16 protein-coding genes are annotated in these 15,960 nt (G+C 65.9%); 5 read left to right on the top strand and 11 right to left on the bottom strand.

What is annotated here, in order from left to right; genetic code table 11:
- Nucleotides 1–86: 86 nt before the first annotated feature.
- Entirely contained in the window at nt 87–1,583 is a 1,497-nt protein-coding gene (locus tag BN3385_RS17630) for a multicopper oxidase family protein (RefSeq protein WP_059018559.1), read from the top strand.
- Here BN3385_RS17630 and BN3385_RS17625 read toward each other — a convergent pair.
- The 4 genes from BN3385_RS17625 to BN3385_RS17610 form a co-directional block, all read right to left on the bottom strand.
- Nucleotides 1,568–2,212, bottom strand: a complete 645-nt coding sequence (locus BN3385_RS17625) for a response regulator (protein ID WP_059018557.1) — start codon at nt 2,210–2,212, stop codon at nt 1,568–1,570. The genes BN3385_RS17630 and BN3385_RS17625 overlap by 16 nt on opposite strands.
- Entirely contained in the window at nt 2,209–3,171 is a 963-nt protein-coding gene (locus BN3385_RS17620; RefSeq protein WP_059018555.1) for a sensor histidine kinase, read from the bottom strand. The genes BN3385_RS17625 and BN3385_RS17620 overlap by 4 nt, the downstream gene beginning before the upstream one ends.
- Before the next feature lie 324 nt (nt 3,172–3,495).
- Nucleotides 3,496–4,884 (bottom strand): class II 3-deoxy-7-phosphoheptulonate synthase, encoded by a 1,389-nt coding sequence (locus BN3385_RS17615; protein ID WP_059018553.1) that lies wholly within the window; start codon nt 4,882–4,884, stop codon nt 3,496–3,498.
- Nucleotides 4,885–4,936: 52 nt separating this feature from the next.
- Entirely contained in the window at nt 4,937–5,458 is a 522-nt protein-coding gene (locus tag BN3385_RS17610; protein WP_059018550.1) for a polyadenylate-specific 3'-exoribonuclease AS, read from the bottom strand.
- A 156-nt stretch (nt 5,459–5,614) separates the two neighbouring features.
- Here BN3385_RS17610 and BN3385_RS28275 point away from each other — a divergent pair, with 156 nt between their 5' ends.
- Nucleotides 5,615–6,904 carry a hypothetical protein gene (locus tag BN3385_RS28275; RefSeq protein ID WP_156432793.1) on the top strand — a complete coding sequence of 430 codons (1,290 nt, stop codon included), beginning with the start codon at nt 5,615–5,617 and terminating at the stop codon, nt 6,902–6,904.
- Nucleotides 6,901–7,713 carry an MBL fold metallo-hydrolase gene (locus tag BN3385_RS27750; protein WP_082690525.1) on the top strand — a complete coding sequence of 271 codons (813 nt, stop codon included), beginning with the start codon at nt 6,901–6,903 and terminating at the stop codon, nt 7,711–7,713. Before BN3385_RS28275 ends, BN3385_RS27750 begins: the two co-directional genes overlap by 4 nt.
- 27 nt (nt 7,714–7,740) lie before the next feature.
- On the opposite strand, the gene BN3385_RS17605 is transcribed toward BN3385_RS27750, so the two are convergent.
- The gene (locus BN3385_RS17605) at nt 7,741–8,595 is read right to left on the bottom strand and encodes a hypothetical protein (protein ID WP_082690735.1); all 855 of its coding nucleotides are present in this window, start codon (nt 8,593–8,595) and stop codon (nt 7,741–7,743) included.
- Between the two features lie 143 nt (nt 8,596–8,738).
- Between BN3385_RS17605 and BN3385_RS17600 the strand changes: the two genes are divergently transcribed.
- On the top strand, nt 8,739–10,061 hold the full coding sequence (locus BN3385_RS17600) for a glycosyltransferase 87 family protein (RefSeq protein ID WP_082690524.1): 1,323 nt from the start codon (nt 8,739–8,741) through the stop codon (nt 10,059–10,061).
- Here BN3385_RS17600 and BN3385_RS17595 read toward each other — a convergent pair.
- The 5 genes from BN3385_RS17595 to BN3385_RS17575 all read right to left on the bottom strand — a co-directional run bounded on the left by BN3385_RS17595 (nt 10,003) and on the right by BN3385_RS17575 (nt 13,389).
- Nucleotides 10,003–10,740, bottom strand: a complete 738-nt coding sequence (locus BN3385_RS17595) for a lysophospholipid acyltransferase family protein (RefSeq protein WP_059018546.1) — start codon at nt 10,738–10,740, stop codon at nt 10,003–10,005. The genes BN3385_RS17600 and BN3385_RS17595 overlap by 59 nt on opposite strands.
- Before the next feature lie 92 nt (nt 10,741–10,832).
- On the bottom strand, nt 10,833–11,234 hold the full coding sequence (locus tag BN3385_RS17590) for a hypothetical protein (RefSeq protein ID WP_059022084.1): 402 nt from the start codon (nt 11,232–11,234) through the stop codon (nt 10,833–10,835).
- On the bottom strand, nt 11,231–12,505 hold the full coding sequence (locus BN3385_RS17585) for an ArsA family ATPase (protein ID WP_059018544.1): 1,275 nt from the start codon (nt 12,503–12,505) through the stop codon (nt 11,231–11,233). The genes BN3385_RS17590 and BN3385_RS17585 overlap by 4 nt, the downstream gene beginning before the upstream one ends.
- Nucleotides 12,506–12,940, bottom strand: a complete 435-nt coding sequence (locus BN3385_RS17580; protein ID WP_059018542.1) for an SRPBCC family protein — start codon at nt 12,938–12,940, stop codon at nt 12,506–12,508. It abuts the gene before it with no gap.
- A gap of 59 nt (nt 12,941–12,999) precedes the next feature.
- Complete coding sequence (locus BN3385_RS17575; RefSeq protein WP_059018540.1) at nt 13,000–13,389, bottom strand: hypothetical protein; 390 nt, start codon at nt 13,387–13,389, stop codon at nt 13,000–13,002.
- Between the two features lie 125 nt (nt 13,390–13,514).
- Here BN3385_RS17575 and BN3385_RS17570 point away from each other — a divergent pair, with 125 nt between their 5' ends.
- Complete coding sequence (locus BN3385_RS17570; RefSeq protein ID WP_059018538.1) at nt 13,515–15,314, top strand: AMP-dependent synthetase/ligase; 1,800 nt, start codon at nt 13,515–13,517, stop codon at nt 15,312–15,314.
- 4 nt (nt 15,315–15,318) lie between these two features.
- On the opposite strand, the gene BN3385_RS17565 is transcribed toward BN3385_RS17570, so the two are convergent.
- Nucleotides 15,319–15,921, bottom strand: coding sequence for a cutinase family protein (locus BN3385_RS17565; protein WP_156432938.1), 603 nt, complete (start codon nt 15,919–15,921; stop codon nt 15,319–15,321).
- Nucleotides 15,922–15,960 lie beyond the last annotated feature (39 nt).

Below are 15,960 nucleotides of genomic sequence, written 5' to 3'. Positions count from 1 at the left end.
GATTGACCGGCCTCCGGGACGATACGCCGCAGTGCCGGCAGGCCGAAGACTGTGGATGTCCCTGTCCCGCATCCTTCGGAGTCAACGTGTTACCGGTATCCCGTCGAGGATTCCTGCTCGGGCTGGCGGTCAGCCCGATCGCCCTGTCGCTTGGGTGTACGACCCGACAGTCGTCGGCCGACGGCGGCGGCAAGCGGCCGCTGCCGATCCCGCCGCTCGCCGAGTCGACGATCGACGACCAGCGAAATCGGGTCTTCTCGCTGCGCGCTGCGCCCGGAACATCGGAGATCCGGGCCGGACAGCACACCCCGACGTGGGGCTACAACGGCGCGATCCTCGGTCCGACGCTGCGGGCCCGGGACGGCGAGACCGTCACGGTGCGGTTCGAGAACGCACTACCGGAGCCGACGTCCGTGCATTGGCACGGCATGCACGTCCCCGCGAACTGCGACGGCGGACCGCACCAGCCCGTCGCACCCGGCGGCCAGTGGCGACCGACCTGGACGATCCGGCAGCCGGCCGCGACGCTCTGGTATCACCCGCACCCCCACGGTGCGACCGAGAAGCACATCTACCGCGGCCTGGCCGGGCTCTTCATCGTCGACGACGCAGGCTCAGAACAACTTCCGCATGAGTACGGCGTGGACGACATCCCGCTGATCATCCAGGACCGCCGGTTCACCGCCTCCGGCGAACTCGACGAGTCCGACCCGACCGACGTCGGGCTGCTCGGCGACACCATCATCACCAACGGTGTGACCGATGCGTTCCTGCGCGTCCGCTCCGATCGGGTTCGCCTGCGCATCCTCAACGGTTCCGGCGGCCGGCTCTACAACCTGGGCTTCAGCGACGACCGATCCTTCCACATCGTCGCCAGCGACGGAGGTCTGCTGGCGGCGCCGGTCGAGACCACCCGGGTGCGGCTGAGCCCCGGTGAACGGGCCGAGATCGTGGTCGAATTGCGTTCCGGCTCAGCAGTTTCCCTGCGGTCATTCGCCTTCGACGACCGCGCCGGAGTGGCCCCGTCGGAGTCGAAACGCTGCGGCCTGCAGGACACCTTCGAGATTCTCGCGCTGCGTGCTGACCCGACACTGCGATCCGGTCCTGATATCCCGGCGGTGCTGGCCGCCGTCCCCGCACCCGACATCTCCAACGCAGCAGCGACCCGAAACTTTGACTTGCGCTGGTTCATGATCAACCGGAAACGGATGGACATGGCGGTCATCGACTTCAACACCACCGTCGACACCACCGAGATCTGGACCGTTCACAACACCGACAACTGGCCGCACAACTTCCACGTGCACGACACCCAGTTCCGCGTCATCGACATCGACGGGTCACCACCGCCACCAGCGCTGGCCGGGTACAAGGACACCGTGTACGTCGCTCCGGGACAACGGATTGCGCTGTCCGTCCGATTCGCCGATTACACCGATGCGATGTTGCCCTACATGTACCACTGCCACCTGGCGATGCATGAAGACCGCGGCATGATGGGCCAGTTCCTGGTGCTCGCGCCGGGTCAGACACCTGCCCCCATGCCCGAACAGATGCACGCCGGCCATCACTCGATGTCGTGAGACCCGTAGAGCGCCAGTTGCACACGGTTGGCGCAGCCCGTCTTTTCCAACAGATTGGCGACATGGGTCTTCACGGTCGTCAGCCCCAGGTGAAGGTTCTCGGCGATCTGCCGATTGGACGACCCCGTGCAGATCAGTGCCAGCACCTCACGCTCGCGCGCCGTCAACGCCACCGGTCGCGGCGATGGGGCAACAGGACTGTCCGACACCGCCCTGGCGATCAGTCGCCGCAACAGGTGCGGGGACACCGTCATATCCCCCTGCGCGGTCCGCCGGATCGCGTCGACCAGCTGGGCCGGCGACGTGTCCTTGACCAGGAAGCCCGCCGCGCCCGCGGCCAGTGCGGGGTAGAGATGCTCGTCGTCGTCGAAGGTGGTGAGTACCAGGATTTTCGACTCCGGCTTGGTGGACATCAGAGTCCGGGTGGCGGCGACGCCGTCCACGCCCGGCATGCGCAGATCCATCAGGATCACATCGGGCGCGAGTTCGGCGGCCATCCGGATCGCCTGCTCACCGTCGGCGGCTTCGCCCACCACCTCAAGACCCTCGGTGGCCTCGCACAGCATGCGCAGTCCGGCACGTACCAGCTTCTGGTCGTCGACGATCAGCACCCGAATCGAGGTCGTCATCGCACCTCTCCCAGGCTGGCGACCCGCAGTGGAATCCACGCGTCCAGCACCCACCGCCGGTCCAGGCGCCGCGCGTCGAAGCGGCCGCCGACGAGGTGCAGCCGCTCGGCCATGCCGATGATTCCGTGGCCGGTTGCGTTGGGCGGCAGCGCAATTGCGCAGGTGTTGATGACCCGAACCGCTACGCCGTCATCGCGGCTCTCGATGGTCAGCTGCACCGGGTCTGCGGCGTCGGCGTACTTCATCGCGTTGGTCAGCGCCTCCTGCGTCACCCGCAGCAGTGTCAGCCGCGACAGGACGTCCAACTCGCCCACACCGCGATCGATATCCGCCTGCACACCGAAACCGGCGGCCACCGCACGCTCGACGGCCGCGTCGAGCTCGGTCCACAGCGTCTCGGATTCGACCATCACCACCTCGTTCAGCCCCGGGTCACGTAACGCCTCGTTGAGCCGGCGGATATCGGCCAGCGCGGCCGCGGCGGTGCCGTGGACATCATCGAGCACCGCGGTCATACCAGGGTCGGCATCGCGAATCGTATTCTGCGCCACCGCGATTCGAAGCACGATCGAGGCCATGTGGTGGGCCACCACGTCATGCAACTCCCGCGCCATCGCGGTGCGTTCCTGCGATCGCACCACGGATTCCGCTGCCGCTCTGCGGATCTCGGCATCCTCGGCGCGCTGCCGGTACAGGTCCGCCAGGCGCCGCTGAGCCCGCAGGTAGAGTCCGGCCAGAACCGGCACCGCGACCGCCGCCGCGACCGTCACCACCGTGGCGGCGCTGCGAAACGAGGTGTGCTGGTCGAGCGCGTTGCCGATGACCACCGCCGCCGACCATGCCGCAGTCGTGGCGACGACCGGCAGGACACGGGAACTGCGGGCGATGGCGTCGGCGAGCGCCACCGCACCCAGGTACGGGATCAGGCCGGACAGCCCCCACGCCTCGGCGGCGAACAACGGAACCGCCAGTGCCGACAGCGCGAACGAGGCGGGCGCCGGCCAGCGCCACCCGGCACCGAATCAGGCCGGACAGCCCCCACGCCTCGGCGGCGAACAACGGAACCGCCAGTGCCGACAGCGCGAACGAGGCGGGCGCCGGCCAGCGCCACCCGGCACCGAAGCAGACCGCCGAGCCCATCGACAGCAGCGCGTACCACCAGGACACCTGGAACCGGCCGGGAAAGACGCTGAGCCCGAGGAACACCGGCACGAGCAACAGCGGTACGACGCGAAACGCCAAGGCCCCCAGTGGGAGACGGCGTTGCGCGCGCGTCACACCCGTCAGTCGCGCAGCATTTCGGCGACCAGGAACGCCAGCTCGAGAGATTGCTGGGTGTTCAGCCGCGGATCGCAGGCCGTTTCGTAGCGGCCGGCCAGGTCGGAGTCGGAGATGTCCTGCGCACCACCGAGGCACTCGGTGACGTTCTCGCCGGTGATCTCGACGTGGATGCCGCCCGGGTGGGTGCCCAGCGCGCGGTGCACCTCGAAGAAGCCCTGTACCTCGTCGACGATGCGGTCGAAGTGGCGGGTCTTGTAGCCGGTCGAGGACTCGTGGGTGTTGCCGTGCATCGGGTCGCACTGCCAGATCACCTGGTGACCTGAGGCCTGGACCTTCTCGATGATCGGCGGCAGCACGTCGCGCACCTTGTGGTTGCCCATCCGGCTGACCAGGGTCAGGCGGCCCGGCTGGTTGTGCGGGTCGAGCCGCTCGACGTACTCGACCGCCAGTTCCGGTGACGTGCCGGGGCCGATCTTGACGCCGATCGGGTTGGCGATCACCTCGGCGAACGCGACGTGCGCGCCGTCGAGCTGGCGGGTGCGCTCCCCGATCCAGACGTAGTGCGCCGACAGGTCATAAAGCTTGGGGCCGCCCTCGGCGTCGGCATCCATCCGCAGCATCGCGCGCTCGTAGTCGAGCACCAGCGCCTCGTGGCTGGCGTAGATGTCGGCGGTGTCGAGATTGCGGTCGTTGACCCCACAGGCGCTCATGAACTTCAGGCCGCGGTCGATCTCCCCGGCCAGCTGCTCGTAGCGGGCACCGGCGGGCGAGGTGCGGACGAACTCACGGTTCCAGTCGTGCACCTGGTGCAACGAGGCCAGCCCCGACGAGGTCAGGGCGCGAACCAGATTCATCGCCGCGCTGGCATTGGCGTAGGCGCGCACCAGCCGCGACGGGTCATGATCGCGCACCGCGGCGTCCGGGGCGAACCCATTGACCATGTCGCCGCGGTAGGACTTGAGCCCGAGCGCGTCGATATCAGCGGAGCGGGGCTTGGCGTACTGCCCGGCGATGCGCGCCACCTTGACCACCGGCAGGCTGGCACCGTAGGTCAGCACCACGGCCATCTGCAGCAGGGTGCGGATGTTGGCGCGGATGTGCGGCTCGGTGTTGTCGGCGAACGTCTCGGCGCAGTCGCCGCCCTGCAGCAGGAACGCCTCGCCGCGGGCCACCGCGGCGAGCTGACCGGACAGCTTCTCGATCTCCGAGGGCACCGTCACCGGCGGCACACTCTCCAGCACCGTCCGCATCGCCTTGGCCTGCCCGGCGTCCCAGCTGGGCTGCTGGGCGGCCGGCTTGCTCAGCGCGGCATCCAGGCGCGCCCGCAGGTCCGCCGGCAACGGCGGCAGCGACGGGAGCTGCTCGATCGGTACGTCAACGGTCCAGTTCACCCATCCATGGTAACCGGGCAAAACCACCGCTTTTACCACCCGCCAGGTGGGGCTACCTGCGGATAGGGGTGTCGGTGGGGACCGCGCCGAGGTCGACACCCGTGGTCATCAGCACGTAGCGCCGCATGTTGTGCCGGGCGTCGACGAGTGCATCGTGGGTGTCCTGCGGCCGCGGAGGCATCCGCGGACACCCGCGGTCCTCCCAGAATTGCCGCAGCTCGCGGGTGAACCGCGGGATCTGCGGCGGCAGGCTGGTCATCGGCCCCCACAGCTGGCACAGCGCCACGTGGTCGTAGGCCGCCACCCAGGCCCACAGCTCGATCGGCTCGTCGCCGTCGATGTCGAAGAACGTCTCCAAGCTTTCGCGGATCTGCCGTCGGGACTGCCAGAGCTGCGACGACGGCGACGGGAGCTTGGGAAGGACATGGGTGCGGACCCACTTGCCGGCCGACTCCGGGTCGAACTCGGTGGAGATCGCGTAGAACTCCCGGCCGTCTTCGGCGACCACGCCGATCGAGATCAGATCGATGATGCGCCCGTTGTCGATGAACTCGGTGTCGTAGAAGTACCGCACTTGGCTCCCATCTGATACATAATTTGCGCGCACAGGGTAGCCTATAGATATTTCGACGAGACCAGCAGCGACTTGAGTTGCGGCATTCCCACAGATCAGTGGCTCGCCGACAAAAGCTGTGCAGAAATCCGATAAAGATAGGAATCGAATCTCGGGATGCTGGTTAACATTTGGCACGCCTTCGCTGTTACCACCGCCGCGAGAGTCCAGTACGGCCGCCGTTGGAATGACTATTACGATGTCGGCAGGTTCGATGTTCACTTTGGACAGATGGCTAACCCGGCACACGTAGCAGAAATTCAATCGAGGCGCAGTATGACTGTCTGCCATCTGGACAGCAACGCAGCACTCGAGCTTACCGATGTCCGGATTTCGATGGTGTCGGCAAACATCAATGTGGTTTTCGTAACCCTAGATTACGAGGCAGATCTAGATAGTAGAGCTTTGGTGGAACATCTCCACACTATGTGCCGAAGGCGGCATCGCTTGCATATCGATGGAATTGCTTTCAGCGACTGGCTGGCCCGATGCATTCCCGGTCGACACGGCATAGGCCTCGCCACGGATGTACTCCAAACCGTGAGGTTCATAAACGAACCGGCCGAGATACTCTACGAACATCAAATGCCAACTCCGCTATGCCAATCGATTGTTTCGCGCGAATGGTCGGAGCAGCGTCGGGAGACGGCCGTCGCATTACCATCTGAACTGAACTCATCTTCGGAAGTGTGCTTTGCACACGGTCGAGGCGTAGTAGTAACTGCCGGCCACGAGTCCGAGGTTATCGCCGCCGCTTTAATGACTATACTAGACCTGCTCTTTGCAGCTGCAGAAGTTCGGCGTATACGTAGAAGACTTTCAACCGAAATGGAGGGCCTCCGCTATAGGATAACAGCGGAGAATCACGCCCACTCAATTGCAGAGTTGCGACGCCTGATTATCGAGATTCGACAAACTAGACTCACACTAGCGCTCGACGTCATCCCAGCTGTCGCTGGAGTAGACTCGCCCGACCGCGTGCTCGACTCAGTAAGAGGGACATTCGCACAGTTACTTGCCGTTTCTCCGTTGATCAAGAGCGCACAAGTACAATTGTCGACACTTTCCGAAGTGGTCGAGACGTCGGTCACTGAGCAAGAACTGGCAACTTCGGCAAGATTCGAAGCGAGGCAACGCCAATGGCAGTTTTGGGTTAGCGTTCTCTCTGGTCTGATTGTGCCATTTGCGCTTCTGCTTTCTTACTTTGGAACCGGGACACAAAGCGACGTTCAGCCTGCGACCTCGATGTGGGATCTTGAGCGTTATTGGCCAGCCTGGACTTTGACATCCTTTGCTGTTCTTGCCGTCATTGCGGTGTCTGGATTGCGCTACTGGCGGTGGCTTAGGCACAAGCCATCAGTTCGAGAGGGCGAGATTCAACCCCAGATCGAAGACGCTGCAAGATGAGTGACAAGCGCAAGTCTTCAGCCATCGTGTCGACTCTCGGCAGCATGACTGCACTAGGGACCGGCGGGTGGATTCCAACAAACACTCGCCTGACATCGTGTTACTTGTTCAAGTCGGGCAATCGAGCCCTGGTTTTAGATGCAGGGTCTGGATTCGGTCGGTTAACACTCGAACCAGAGTTATTGAACGATGTGACGGATCTAACGATATTGTTATCGCACTTTCATCTGGATCATATCGAGGGACTTTCGATGACGAACGGGTTCGATATCCCGGTAACAATTGGTGGCCCAGGCTTGTCTCTCTATGGAATGTCTACAAAGAACTTGCTATTTGAGATTCTCGGAAAGCCTTTCAAGACCTCGAACCCTCTTATTGATGCCAGTTTTGTTGACATAATCGAAGGCGATAGTGAGGTGAATGGCTGGAATTTGGCCAGTCGAGGCCAATTCCGCCATACCCTTCCCTCAATGGCTTTCCGCATAGCTGATGAATTCGCATATGTGACGGATACTGAATATGATGAATCCTCAATTTCATTCGCGGCGGACGTCAAATGGCTCCTGCACGAAGCGTGGGGCGCGTGCGACGCCGAAATCGGACATGCATCCGGCGTACAGGCTGGTCAAGTTGCAGCCTCCGCTGGCGTGGGTGGCCTTTACCTGACACACCTGAATCCCGCCGTTGATTCAAATGCAGTCCTCGCTGCCGCAAAGTCCAGGTTTCCCCTCACCTTTCTAGCGACTGACCACCAAATTCTTTTTGGAGATCCAGCAGACGGGGATCGGGCTGGTCAACATTCGATCTAGCAATTGATATTCGCTTTCTGCGACGGCCTATCCAACGTCATGTGGTTCAGCAACAAAACGCGAGTCGGCGCTATATGTCGAGCGGCCAGGTTGTTTCACAGGGGCAGCATGGATCTCGCGATCCAGTTCGGCATCCACCTCGGCGTCGGCCGGGAACCGCGGCTCACCAGCGACAACATGCTGCAGCCACAGCTTCGCCTGCACGACAGGCCTGCGCAGGTACCGCTCCCGCTCGAGCGCCTTGTGCATCTTGCGGGGTTTGTCCTGGTAGTGCCAGCGCGCCCAAGGGGCGTGCGGCCGGGACAGCCGGATCGCCCCGATGAACAGCAGTGGGGTGATGAACATCCCGATCAGACCGGTCCACACCTTGCCCTTGAGCAGCACGATCACCGCCAGGCCCAGCGTCAGCGCGGCCATCACGATCACCGTCGTGCGGGCCACCACCGAGTCGTCGTCGCGCCAGATGCCGATATCGAAGAACGACAGCGGGTTGAACCCCAGGATCAGCAGTCCGGTCACCGCCACGGCGGCGAACACCGCGTCGACCGAAGCCCGGCCGTCCTCGGACCAGTAGACATCGTCTAGGTCGAGAACAAGGGCGAACTCGTCGAGCACCAGGGCCGCACCGATACCGAAAACGATGGCGGCGGCGGTGAATTCGCCGCCGGTCCCCTCGGTCGCCATGGTCACCATGGTGACCCCGGAGATCATCACCAACACGATCCCGATGACCACATGGTGGATGTGTAATCCGCCCTTGCTGGAGATGTTGCGCGGCTGCCACCACTTGCGTGGGCCGGTCTTGCCGGCGTTGCTGCGGATGTAGCGCACGATCGTCCTGGTCACGAAGAACGTCACGATGAACGCGATGAGGCACCACATCAGTGGGATCCGCCCGGGGGCGACGACGTCGAAGTGCACGGTCAGGGGCACGAGCAGAGAACTTACCCAACCAGCGGCGCAATGCCCGCCCAGCCAGGGATATGCGGCCTGCACACAGCCCGCACCGATAGTCTGTCTGCGAGATGAGTACGTGGCAGGCGTCCGATGAGGGCAGTGTGTTCGGGCGCTTGGCGCTATCGCCGAAGGCTCAGCCCTGGCTGACCGCAGGCTGGCGGGTGACCCAGCTGGCGATCGTCGGCCTGTTGGTCTACGCGGGGTGGCGACTGCTCGGGCACATCCCCTACCGCATCGACATCGACGTCTACCGGATGGGCGCCCAGGCCTGGCTCGACGGTCGCCCGCTCTATGCCGGGGATGCGACGTTCCACACCCGCATCGGCCTGGACCTGCCGTTCACCTATCCCCCGCTGGCCGCCATCGTGTTCAGCCCGTTCGCCTGGCTGGGTCTGGACGGCGCGAGCATCGCGATCACGGTGATCACCCTGGTTCTGCTGCTGCTGTCCACCTGGATCGTGCTGACCCGCCTGGACGTCTGGGCGAACTCGGCGCTGACCCGCGAACCGGCCTGGCTGCGGCGCTGCTGGCTGTCGGCGGGCATTGTGGCGCTGTCGGTGATCTACCTGGAGCCGATCATCGCGAACTTCGCCTTCGGCCAGATCAACGTCGTGCTGATGACGCTGGTGATCGCCGACTGCGTGCCGCGCCGCACGCCGTGGCCACGGGGGCTGCTGCTGGGCGTGGCCATCGCCCTCAAGCTCACCCCCGCGGTGTTCCTGCTGTACTTCGTGCTGCGCCGCGACGTGCGCGCCACCGTGACCGCCCTCGTCACCTTCCTCGCCGCCGGCGTGGTCGGATTCGTGTTCGCCTGGCAGGACTCCGTCGAGTACTGGACCACCACGGTGCGTCACACTGACCGGATCGGCAGCGCGGCGCTGAACACCAACCAGAACATCGCCGGGTCGCTGGCCCGGCTGGAACTGGGTCACTCCACCCATTTCCTGCTGTGGACCACGGCCTGCTTCGCGGTGCTGGGTCTGACCATCTGGGCAGCCCGGCGGGTGCTGACAGCCGGCGAACCGACCCTGGCGCTGATCTGTGTGGCGCTGTTCGGGCTGATGGTTTCGCCGGTGTCCTGGTCACACCACTGGGTGTGGGCACTGCCGACGGTCGTGGTCACCCTGGTGCTGGCTTACCAGCGTCACAACCTGTGGCTCGCGGTGGTCAGTGCGGTCGGGGTGGCGCTGATGGTGTGGATTCCGCTGGAGCTGATGCCCAAGCACCACGAAGAAACCGCCTCGTGGTGGCGTCAGCTGCTCGGGATGTCCTACGTGTGGTGGGCGCTGGCCGTGCTCGTCGTGGCCGGCCTGACCGTGCGTATGCCGCGGACTAGCCTGCGGCCTTCTCCGGGATCCGCGCCGGTGGCTGACCTGGTCCACCCGGCTTAGGGCTGTCCTGTGCCTCTTTGATCGAGGCGGCGTAGATGTCGACGTACTCCTGACCCGAGAGCTTCATCAGCTCGTAGATCACCTCGTCAATGACGGCACGCTCGATGAACCGGTTGCCGGCCAGACCGTCGAACCGGGAGAAGTCCATCGGCTTGCCGAACTTGACGGTGACCCGGCCGAAGCGCCACATCTTGGAGCCCGGCGGGTTGACCACGTCGGTTCCGATCATCGCGACCGGAATGACCGGAACACCGGTCTCCAGGGCGAGGCGGGCCAGCCCGGTCTTGCCCTTGTAGAGCCGGCCGTCGGGCGAACGGGTGCCCTCCGGGTACATGCCCAGTAGCTTGCCCTGGCTCAGCAGACGCTCAGCGGTATCCAGCGCGGCCTGGGCGGCATCGGCATCGGTGCGGTCGATCGGGACCTGTCCGGCCACGGTGTAGAACCACCGGGTGAACCAGCCCTTGAGACCGGTGCCGGTGAAGTATTCCTGTTTGGCCAGGAACGTGATCCGCCGCCGGACCACCAGCGGAAGGTAGAAGCTGTCCGCGACCGCCAGGTGATTACTCGCCAGAATGGCCGGCCCGGAGTCCGGAACATATTCCAGCCCTTCGACTTTCGGCCTACCGAGCAACGACAGCAACGGTCCCATGAAGATGTACTTGAACAGCCAATACCACATGGAGCCTCCCGATCGGGCGCGCGCGCTTTGGGCCAACTCTACCCAGGTGGTGATGCACCGACCACTGGTCGGTGCCGGTTCACACCGGATCTTCAGACCTGATCTTCCGAGGATGGCCCGCCGAACTCTTCGACGACCACCGGGATGGGTTGGTACCGGTTGCGCGGCGGCGGTTCATCGGCGGCCGCACCGTCGGGGGGCGGCGGCGCATCGGGCCCGGGCGGCGTCGCGGTGTCGCCGGCCATCGTGCGGATGACCGTCATCAGGGCGACGCTGTGCTCGGCGATCACGGTCAGCAGCGGATGCTGTTCGCCGTTGACCAGTGCCGCCAGCGCGCACACCGGGCACCACACCTGCTGGCACTTACCGGGTCCACCGTCGGGGTTGGCGGCCATCGCCGCCGCGGCGCGCACGGCCGGGTCCAGGCGGTCGAGGATCGCCTGGGCCAGCGCGCGCAGCTCGGGCCCGAGATCGGGGTGGCTGGTGCCACTCACGCCGGCCACACCTCCGGGTTGGGTCGAAAACGCACGGTCAGCTCATGGCCGCGCAGGGCGGCGTCGGTCACGATGCATCGGCGCAGAACCGAGGCGAGCCGCACCCGGCGCCGCATCCCGGCGACGCCGATGATCAGGTCGTCGTCGACCCGGCCCAGCGTCAGCGTGCCCGAGTCGACCTGCGGCAACTCTAGCCGCAACCGGTAGACGGCATCGAGCCCGGAACCCGATTCGCGGTCGACGATCGGACGCAGCGGTCCCGGCGGCGCCGAGCCGTCCCGGCGGCGCACGCTGTCCAGCAGCTGGCCGAGCGCCTTGGCGCCGATGGGCTCACCGGCCAGGTGCGGCGCCAGCACCAGAGCGGTGTCCCCGATCGTGGTGGCCAGTTCGTCGAGGACGGCCTGCTGCTCGGAGATCCGCTCGGCGTACCAGTCGAAGGCGGGATGGTCCGGCAGGTTCCGGTACTCGTATGAATCATCTTGAATCAGAACCTGGTTGACGATGAGTTCGGCGACAGCCACCCCCATCAGCGACAGCGAGCCCAGAGTGCGCACGGCTTCGGCGGCCACCACCCGCTCGGCGGTGAGCACCAGATGCGCGCTGACCCGCTCGCCGTCGGTGAGCAGTGCCGACAGACCCTCCATCCCGGCGGCGATGGACTCGACCACCGCCACGGTGGCCACCCCGCGGATGTCCTCGACGGCGGAGCTGAGCCTGCGGTGCCGGGGCCAGGCCCGTTCGACGTACATGGCGAACGCCGCGGGCAGGGTCAGCATCCGCATCGCGTCGGCGGTCGAGGCACAGTCCACCACCACGTAATCCCACTGACCGCTGTCGGCCAGCGCGGCGACCTCGGCAAGGCCGAGGACTTCCTGCACGCCGGGAAAGGCCGAAAGCTCTTCGGGTGCAAGGTCTTTGATGTCCGACTCTGGGAAGCGTGCAGCCAGCACCGGTGCCACCTCACGCCAGCGGGCTTCCAGCAGTGCCAGCGTGTCCAGCGCCAGGGCGTCGAGGTGCCCGCCTTCCTGCTCGGTGAGGATGCGCACGGGCTCGCGGGCACCCGTCGGCGGCACGGCGACACCGAGGACGTCGCCCAGCGAGTGCGCCTGGTCGGTGGACACCGCCAAGACCCGCTCACCGGTCAGCGCGGCGCGGACCGCGGTCGCCGAGGCGAGCGTGGACTTACCGACTCCCCCCTTGCCGACGAAGAAGCTGATCCGGGCCCGGGCATCGGTGCCCGCATCGGCGGCGGGAGGGTGCGGGGGCTTCACTCAGCCCTCGACCCACTTCTTCAGGTCCTTCAGCGCGGTGTCGGTCAGCCTGCGTTCGGCCTTGCGTTTGAGCAGACCGATCATCGGGATCATCAGGTCGACCGAGAGCTCGTAGGTGACCTCGGTTCCAGAACCCTTGGGCCGCAACGTGTACGCCCCGTCCAGAGCCTTGAGCAGCGAGCTGGACACCAGCGACCAGCGCACCGACTTGCGGTCGGCTGGCCACACGTAGGACAGCACCATGGTGTCGCGCAGGACGGCGGCGTCCAGGTGCAGCCGCGCGGTCAGCGGATAACCCTGCTCGTCGGATTCGAGAACCTCGGTCTCCTTGTACTCCGACACCCACTGCGGGTAGGACCCGATGTCGGCGATCACGTCCATCACGGTGCGCGGATCCGCATCGATGTAGATGGTTTGCGCCGTTTTGTCAGCCACTGATGCCTTGCCTCCTTGGCCACAAACGGTACCCTCCCGGCCCGGACTGTGACCGGATATCACCGCTGGGGTGCGACCCCCACCGGGCGGTTCGCCTCCAGGGCGGCCTTCACCTCGAAGGCGACCCGCTTGCCCGCCACCCGGCGCTGGTGGGTCAGCTTCGGCAGGTTCATCTTGGCCAGTTGCCAGGCCGCCGCCCCGGTCGGTTCGGCATGCAGGAAGTAGTGCAGCAGAACACCGTCGAGCACCGGCTCCAGCCAGATCTCCATGGTGCCGGTCAATGGCCCGGTAACCGTCCAGCGCACGCCTTTGTCGGCGCGGTCCTCGACGACCTCGAGCCGCAGGTCCGGCCACCACCGCCGCCAGCTCGCGCGATCCCCCACCGCCCGGCCGACGGCCGCCGGGTCCGCGGCGACAAACGTCTCGTCGGCGATCTGGATGCTGTGCATGCGACAAGCTTCACATATGGGCCGCCTGCGCCCGTCGCGGCCCGGCGGGTGAACGCCGTCACAGCGGGCGCCACGCAGTTGACTAGGCTGGCGGCATCTACAGCGCGATTCCACGAGGGGTTCATGTGCGTGAGTACAGCGTTCCGGCGCCGTTCACCATTTCAGAGCACGACAACGTCGTCAGCTCGGTCTACGACCACGAGCGGAACGACCCCGATTATGTGATCCTGCAGCGCCAGGTCGACGGCGCCTGGGTGGACGTGACGTGCGCCGAGGTGGCCGGCCAGATTCGCTCGGCCGCGCTGGGATTGATCGCGGCCGGTGTGCAGGCCGGCGACCGGGTGGCGATCCTGTCGGCCACTCGCTACGAGTGGGTGATCCTGGACTACGCGATCCTGTCGGTGGGTGGCGTCACGGTGCCCATCTACGAGACCTCCTCAGCCGAGCAGGTCCGGTGGGTGCTGGAGGACTCCGGGGCCGTGGTGGCGTTCACCGAGACCGAGGCGCACGCCCAGATGGTCGCCGAGTTGCGCGGTGAACTGCCGGCGCTGCGCACCACGTTCCGTGTCGAGGGTGCGGGCCCGCTGGCACTCGACGAGCTCGCCGAGATCGCCGCCTCCGTCGACGGCGCCGAGCTGACCCGGCGGATCGACGGCCTGCGGTCCAGCGACCCGGCCACCCTGATCTACACCTCGGGCACCACCGGCAGGCCCAAGGGCGTGCAGCTGACCCACTCCAACCTGCTGCATGAGACCCGAGGTGCGGCAGCGTGTTTCCCCACCCTGCTGCGCCAGAACGAGCGGCTGCTGGTGTTCCTGCCCCTGGCTCACGTGCTGGCCCGCGCGCTGTCGATGACGGCGTTCGCCAACAAGGTGACCCTGGGCTACACCAGTGACATCAAGAACTTGGTGCCAATGCTGCAGGTGTTCAAGCCGACCATCGTGGTCTCGGTGCCGCGGGTGTTCGAAAAGGTCTACAACACAGCCGAATTGAACGCCCAGGACAGCGGCAAGGGCCGGATCTTCGAGCTGGCCGTGAAGACCGCGATCAGCTACAGCGAGGCACTGGAATCCGGCGGGCCGAACCTGTTACTCAAGGCAAGCCATGCGCTGTTCGACCGGCTGGTGTACGGCAAGCTGCGGGCCGCTCTCGGCGGTGACTGCCGGGCGGCGATCTCCGGCGGGGCACCGCTGGGTAAGCGCCTGGGCCACTTCTACCGCGGCGTGGGCCTGTCGATCTACGAGGGCTACGGTCTGACCGAGACCAGCGCGGCGATCACCGTCAACCGCATCGGCGAACTCAAGGTCGGCTCGGTCGGCAAGCTGGTCCCGGGCAACAGCATGAAGATCGCCCAGGACGGCGAACTGCTGGTCAAGGGCGGCGTGGTGTTCAGCGGGTACTGGCACAACGAAAAGGCCACCAGCGAGGCGATCGTCGACGGCTGGTTCCACACCGGTGATCTGGCCAGCATCGACTCCGAGGGATTCCTGTCGATCACCGGCCGCAAGAAGGAGATCATCGTCACAGCGGGCGGCAAGAACGTGGCGCCTGCGGTGCTCGGGGATGCGTTGCGGGCCCACCCGCTGATCAGCCAGGCGATGGCCGTCGGGGACAACCAGCCCTTCATCGGTGCGCTGATCGCCATCGACCCGGAGTCCTTCGAGGTCTGGAAGCAGCATCACGGCAAGGCCGCTGACGCCTCGGTCGGTGACCTGCGTGAGGATCCGGACCTGGTGGCCGAGATCGAGCTGGCCGTCAAGGACGCCAATCAGCATGTGTCCCATGCCGAGTCGATCCGCAAGTTCCGGATTCTGCCGTGCGACTTCACCGTGCTCACCGGCGAGCTGACTCCGACGCTGAAGGTCAAACGCAACGTCGTGGCGCAGAAGTTCGCCGACGAGATCGACGCGATCTACACCAAGTAGCCGCTCAGAGGAATCCCACCACGAAGCCGGCCGCCTGCTGCGGGTAGGGCGGCAGCTCGTAGGCGCTGTGGGCGCCGCGGTCGCGGGCCCCCACCTCGCAGATCGGATCACCTGGCGCGCAGAGGTCGATGGCCCGGCCCGCGAAGGCGCCGGTGCTGGACAGCGGGCTGCCGAATCGCCCACCCGGGTTGCCGAACACCGCGACCGCGGCCACCCGGGCTGCCGCGGCGGGCGGCAGCGGCGGTGCCGAGCCGACGCTGCCGATCCGGTCTCCCACCGGGGGCACCCCGGCCAGCATGGCCACCGCGGCCGCGCCCTGGGAGAAGCCGCCGAGGACAAGCTGGGTCTGGGGGCAGCGCGCGCCCATGTCGGCGATGCGTGCGGCGGCGTCGTTGGCTCCGCTGGATGCCGCCAGGAAGTTGATACTCGCCGGGTAGTTGACCGGGTAGATGCCCAGTGAACGCCCGCCGAGCTGCGGTGCCATGGCATCGGCCAGGGCCTGGCCCACCCGTCCGACGCCGGGTGGCTCCCCGGTGCCGCGGGCGAAGATCAGCTCGACATCGGGACAGTCGTCGGCGGCGGGACCCGCCGGGGCGCCCGTGATCATCGCGGCGACCGCCAGGGCGACGGCGGCGATCGTCGTCAT

It is taken from the genome of Mycobacterium sp. M26, from assembly GCF_001494595.1.
Lineage (GTDB): Bacteria > Actinomycetota > Actinomycetes > Mycobacteriales > Mycobacteriaceae > Mycobacterium.
Note: the sequence above shows the minus strand (reverse complement) of the source record. Positions and strands in the feature narration are given on the sequence as shown.

What these genes read in the sequence shown, in the direction of transcription:
- BN3385_RS17595 (WP_059018546.1), bottom strand. Translation starts at nt 10,740, where the DNA reads ATGTGGTATTGGCTGTTCAAGTACATCTTCATGGGACCGTTGCTGTCG.
- BN3385_RS17565 (WP_156432938.1), bottom strand. Translation starts at nt 15,921, where the DNA reads ATGATCACGGGCGCCCCGGCGGGTCCCGCCGCCGACGACTGTCCCGAT.
- BN3385_RS17600 (WP_082690524.1), top strand. Translation starts at nt 8,739, where the DNA reads ATGAGTACGTGGCAGGCGTCCGATGAGGGCAGTGTGTTCGGGCGCTTG.
- BN3385_RS28275 (WP_156432793.1), top strand. Translation starts at nt 5,615, where the DNA reads ATGCTGGTTAACATTTGGCACGCCTTCGCTGTTACCACCGCCGCGAGA.
- BN3385_RS27750 (WP_082690525.1), top strand. Translation starts at nt 6,901, where the DNA reads ATGAGTGACAAGCGCAAGTCTTCAGCCATCGTGTCGACTCTCGGCAGC.
- BN3385_RS17575 (WP_059018540.1), bottom strand. Translation starts at nt 13,389, where the DNA reads ATGCACAGCATCCAGATCGCCGACGAGACGTTTGTCGCCGCGGACCCG.
- BN3385_RS17625 (WP_059018557.1), bottom strand. Translation starts at nt 2,212, where the DNA reads ATGACGACCTCGATTCGGGTGCTGATCGTCGACGACCAGAAGCTGGTA.
- BN3385_RS17605 (WP_082690735.1), bottom strand. Translation starts at nt 8,595, where the DNA reads ATGTGGTGCCTCATCGCGTTCATCGTGACGTTCTTCGTGACCAGGACG.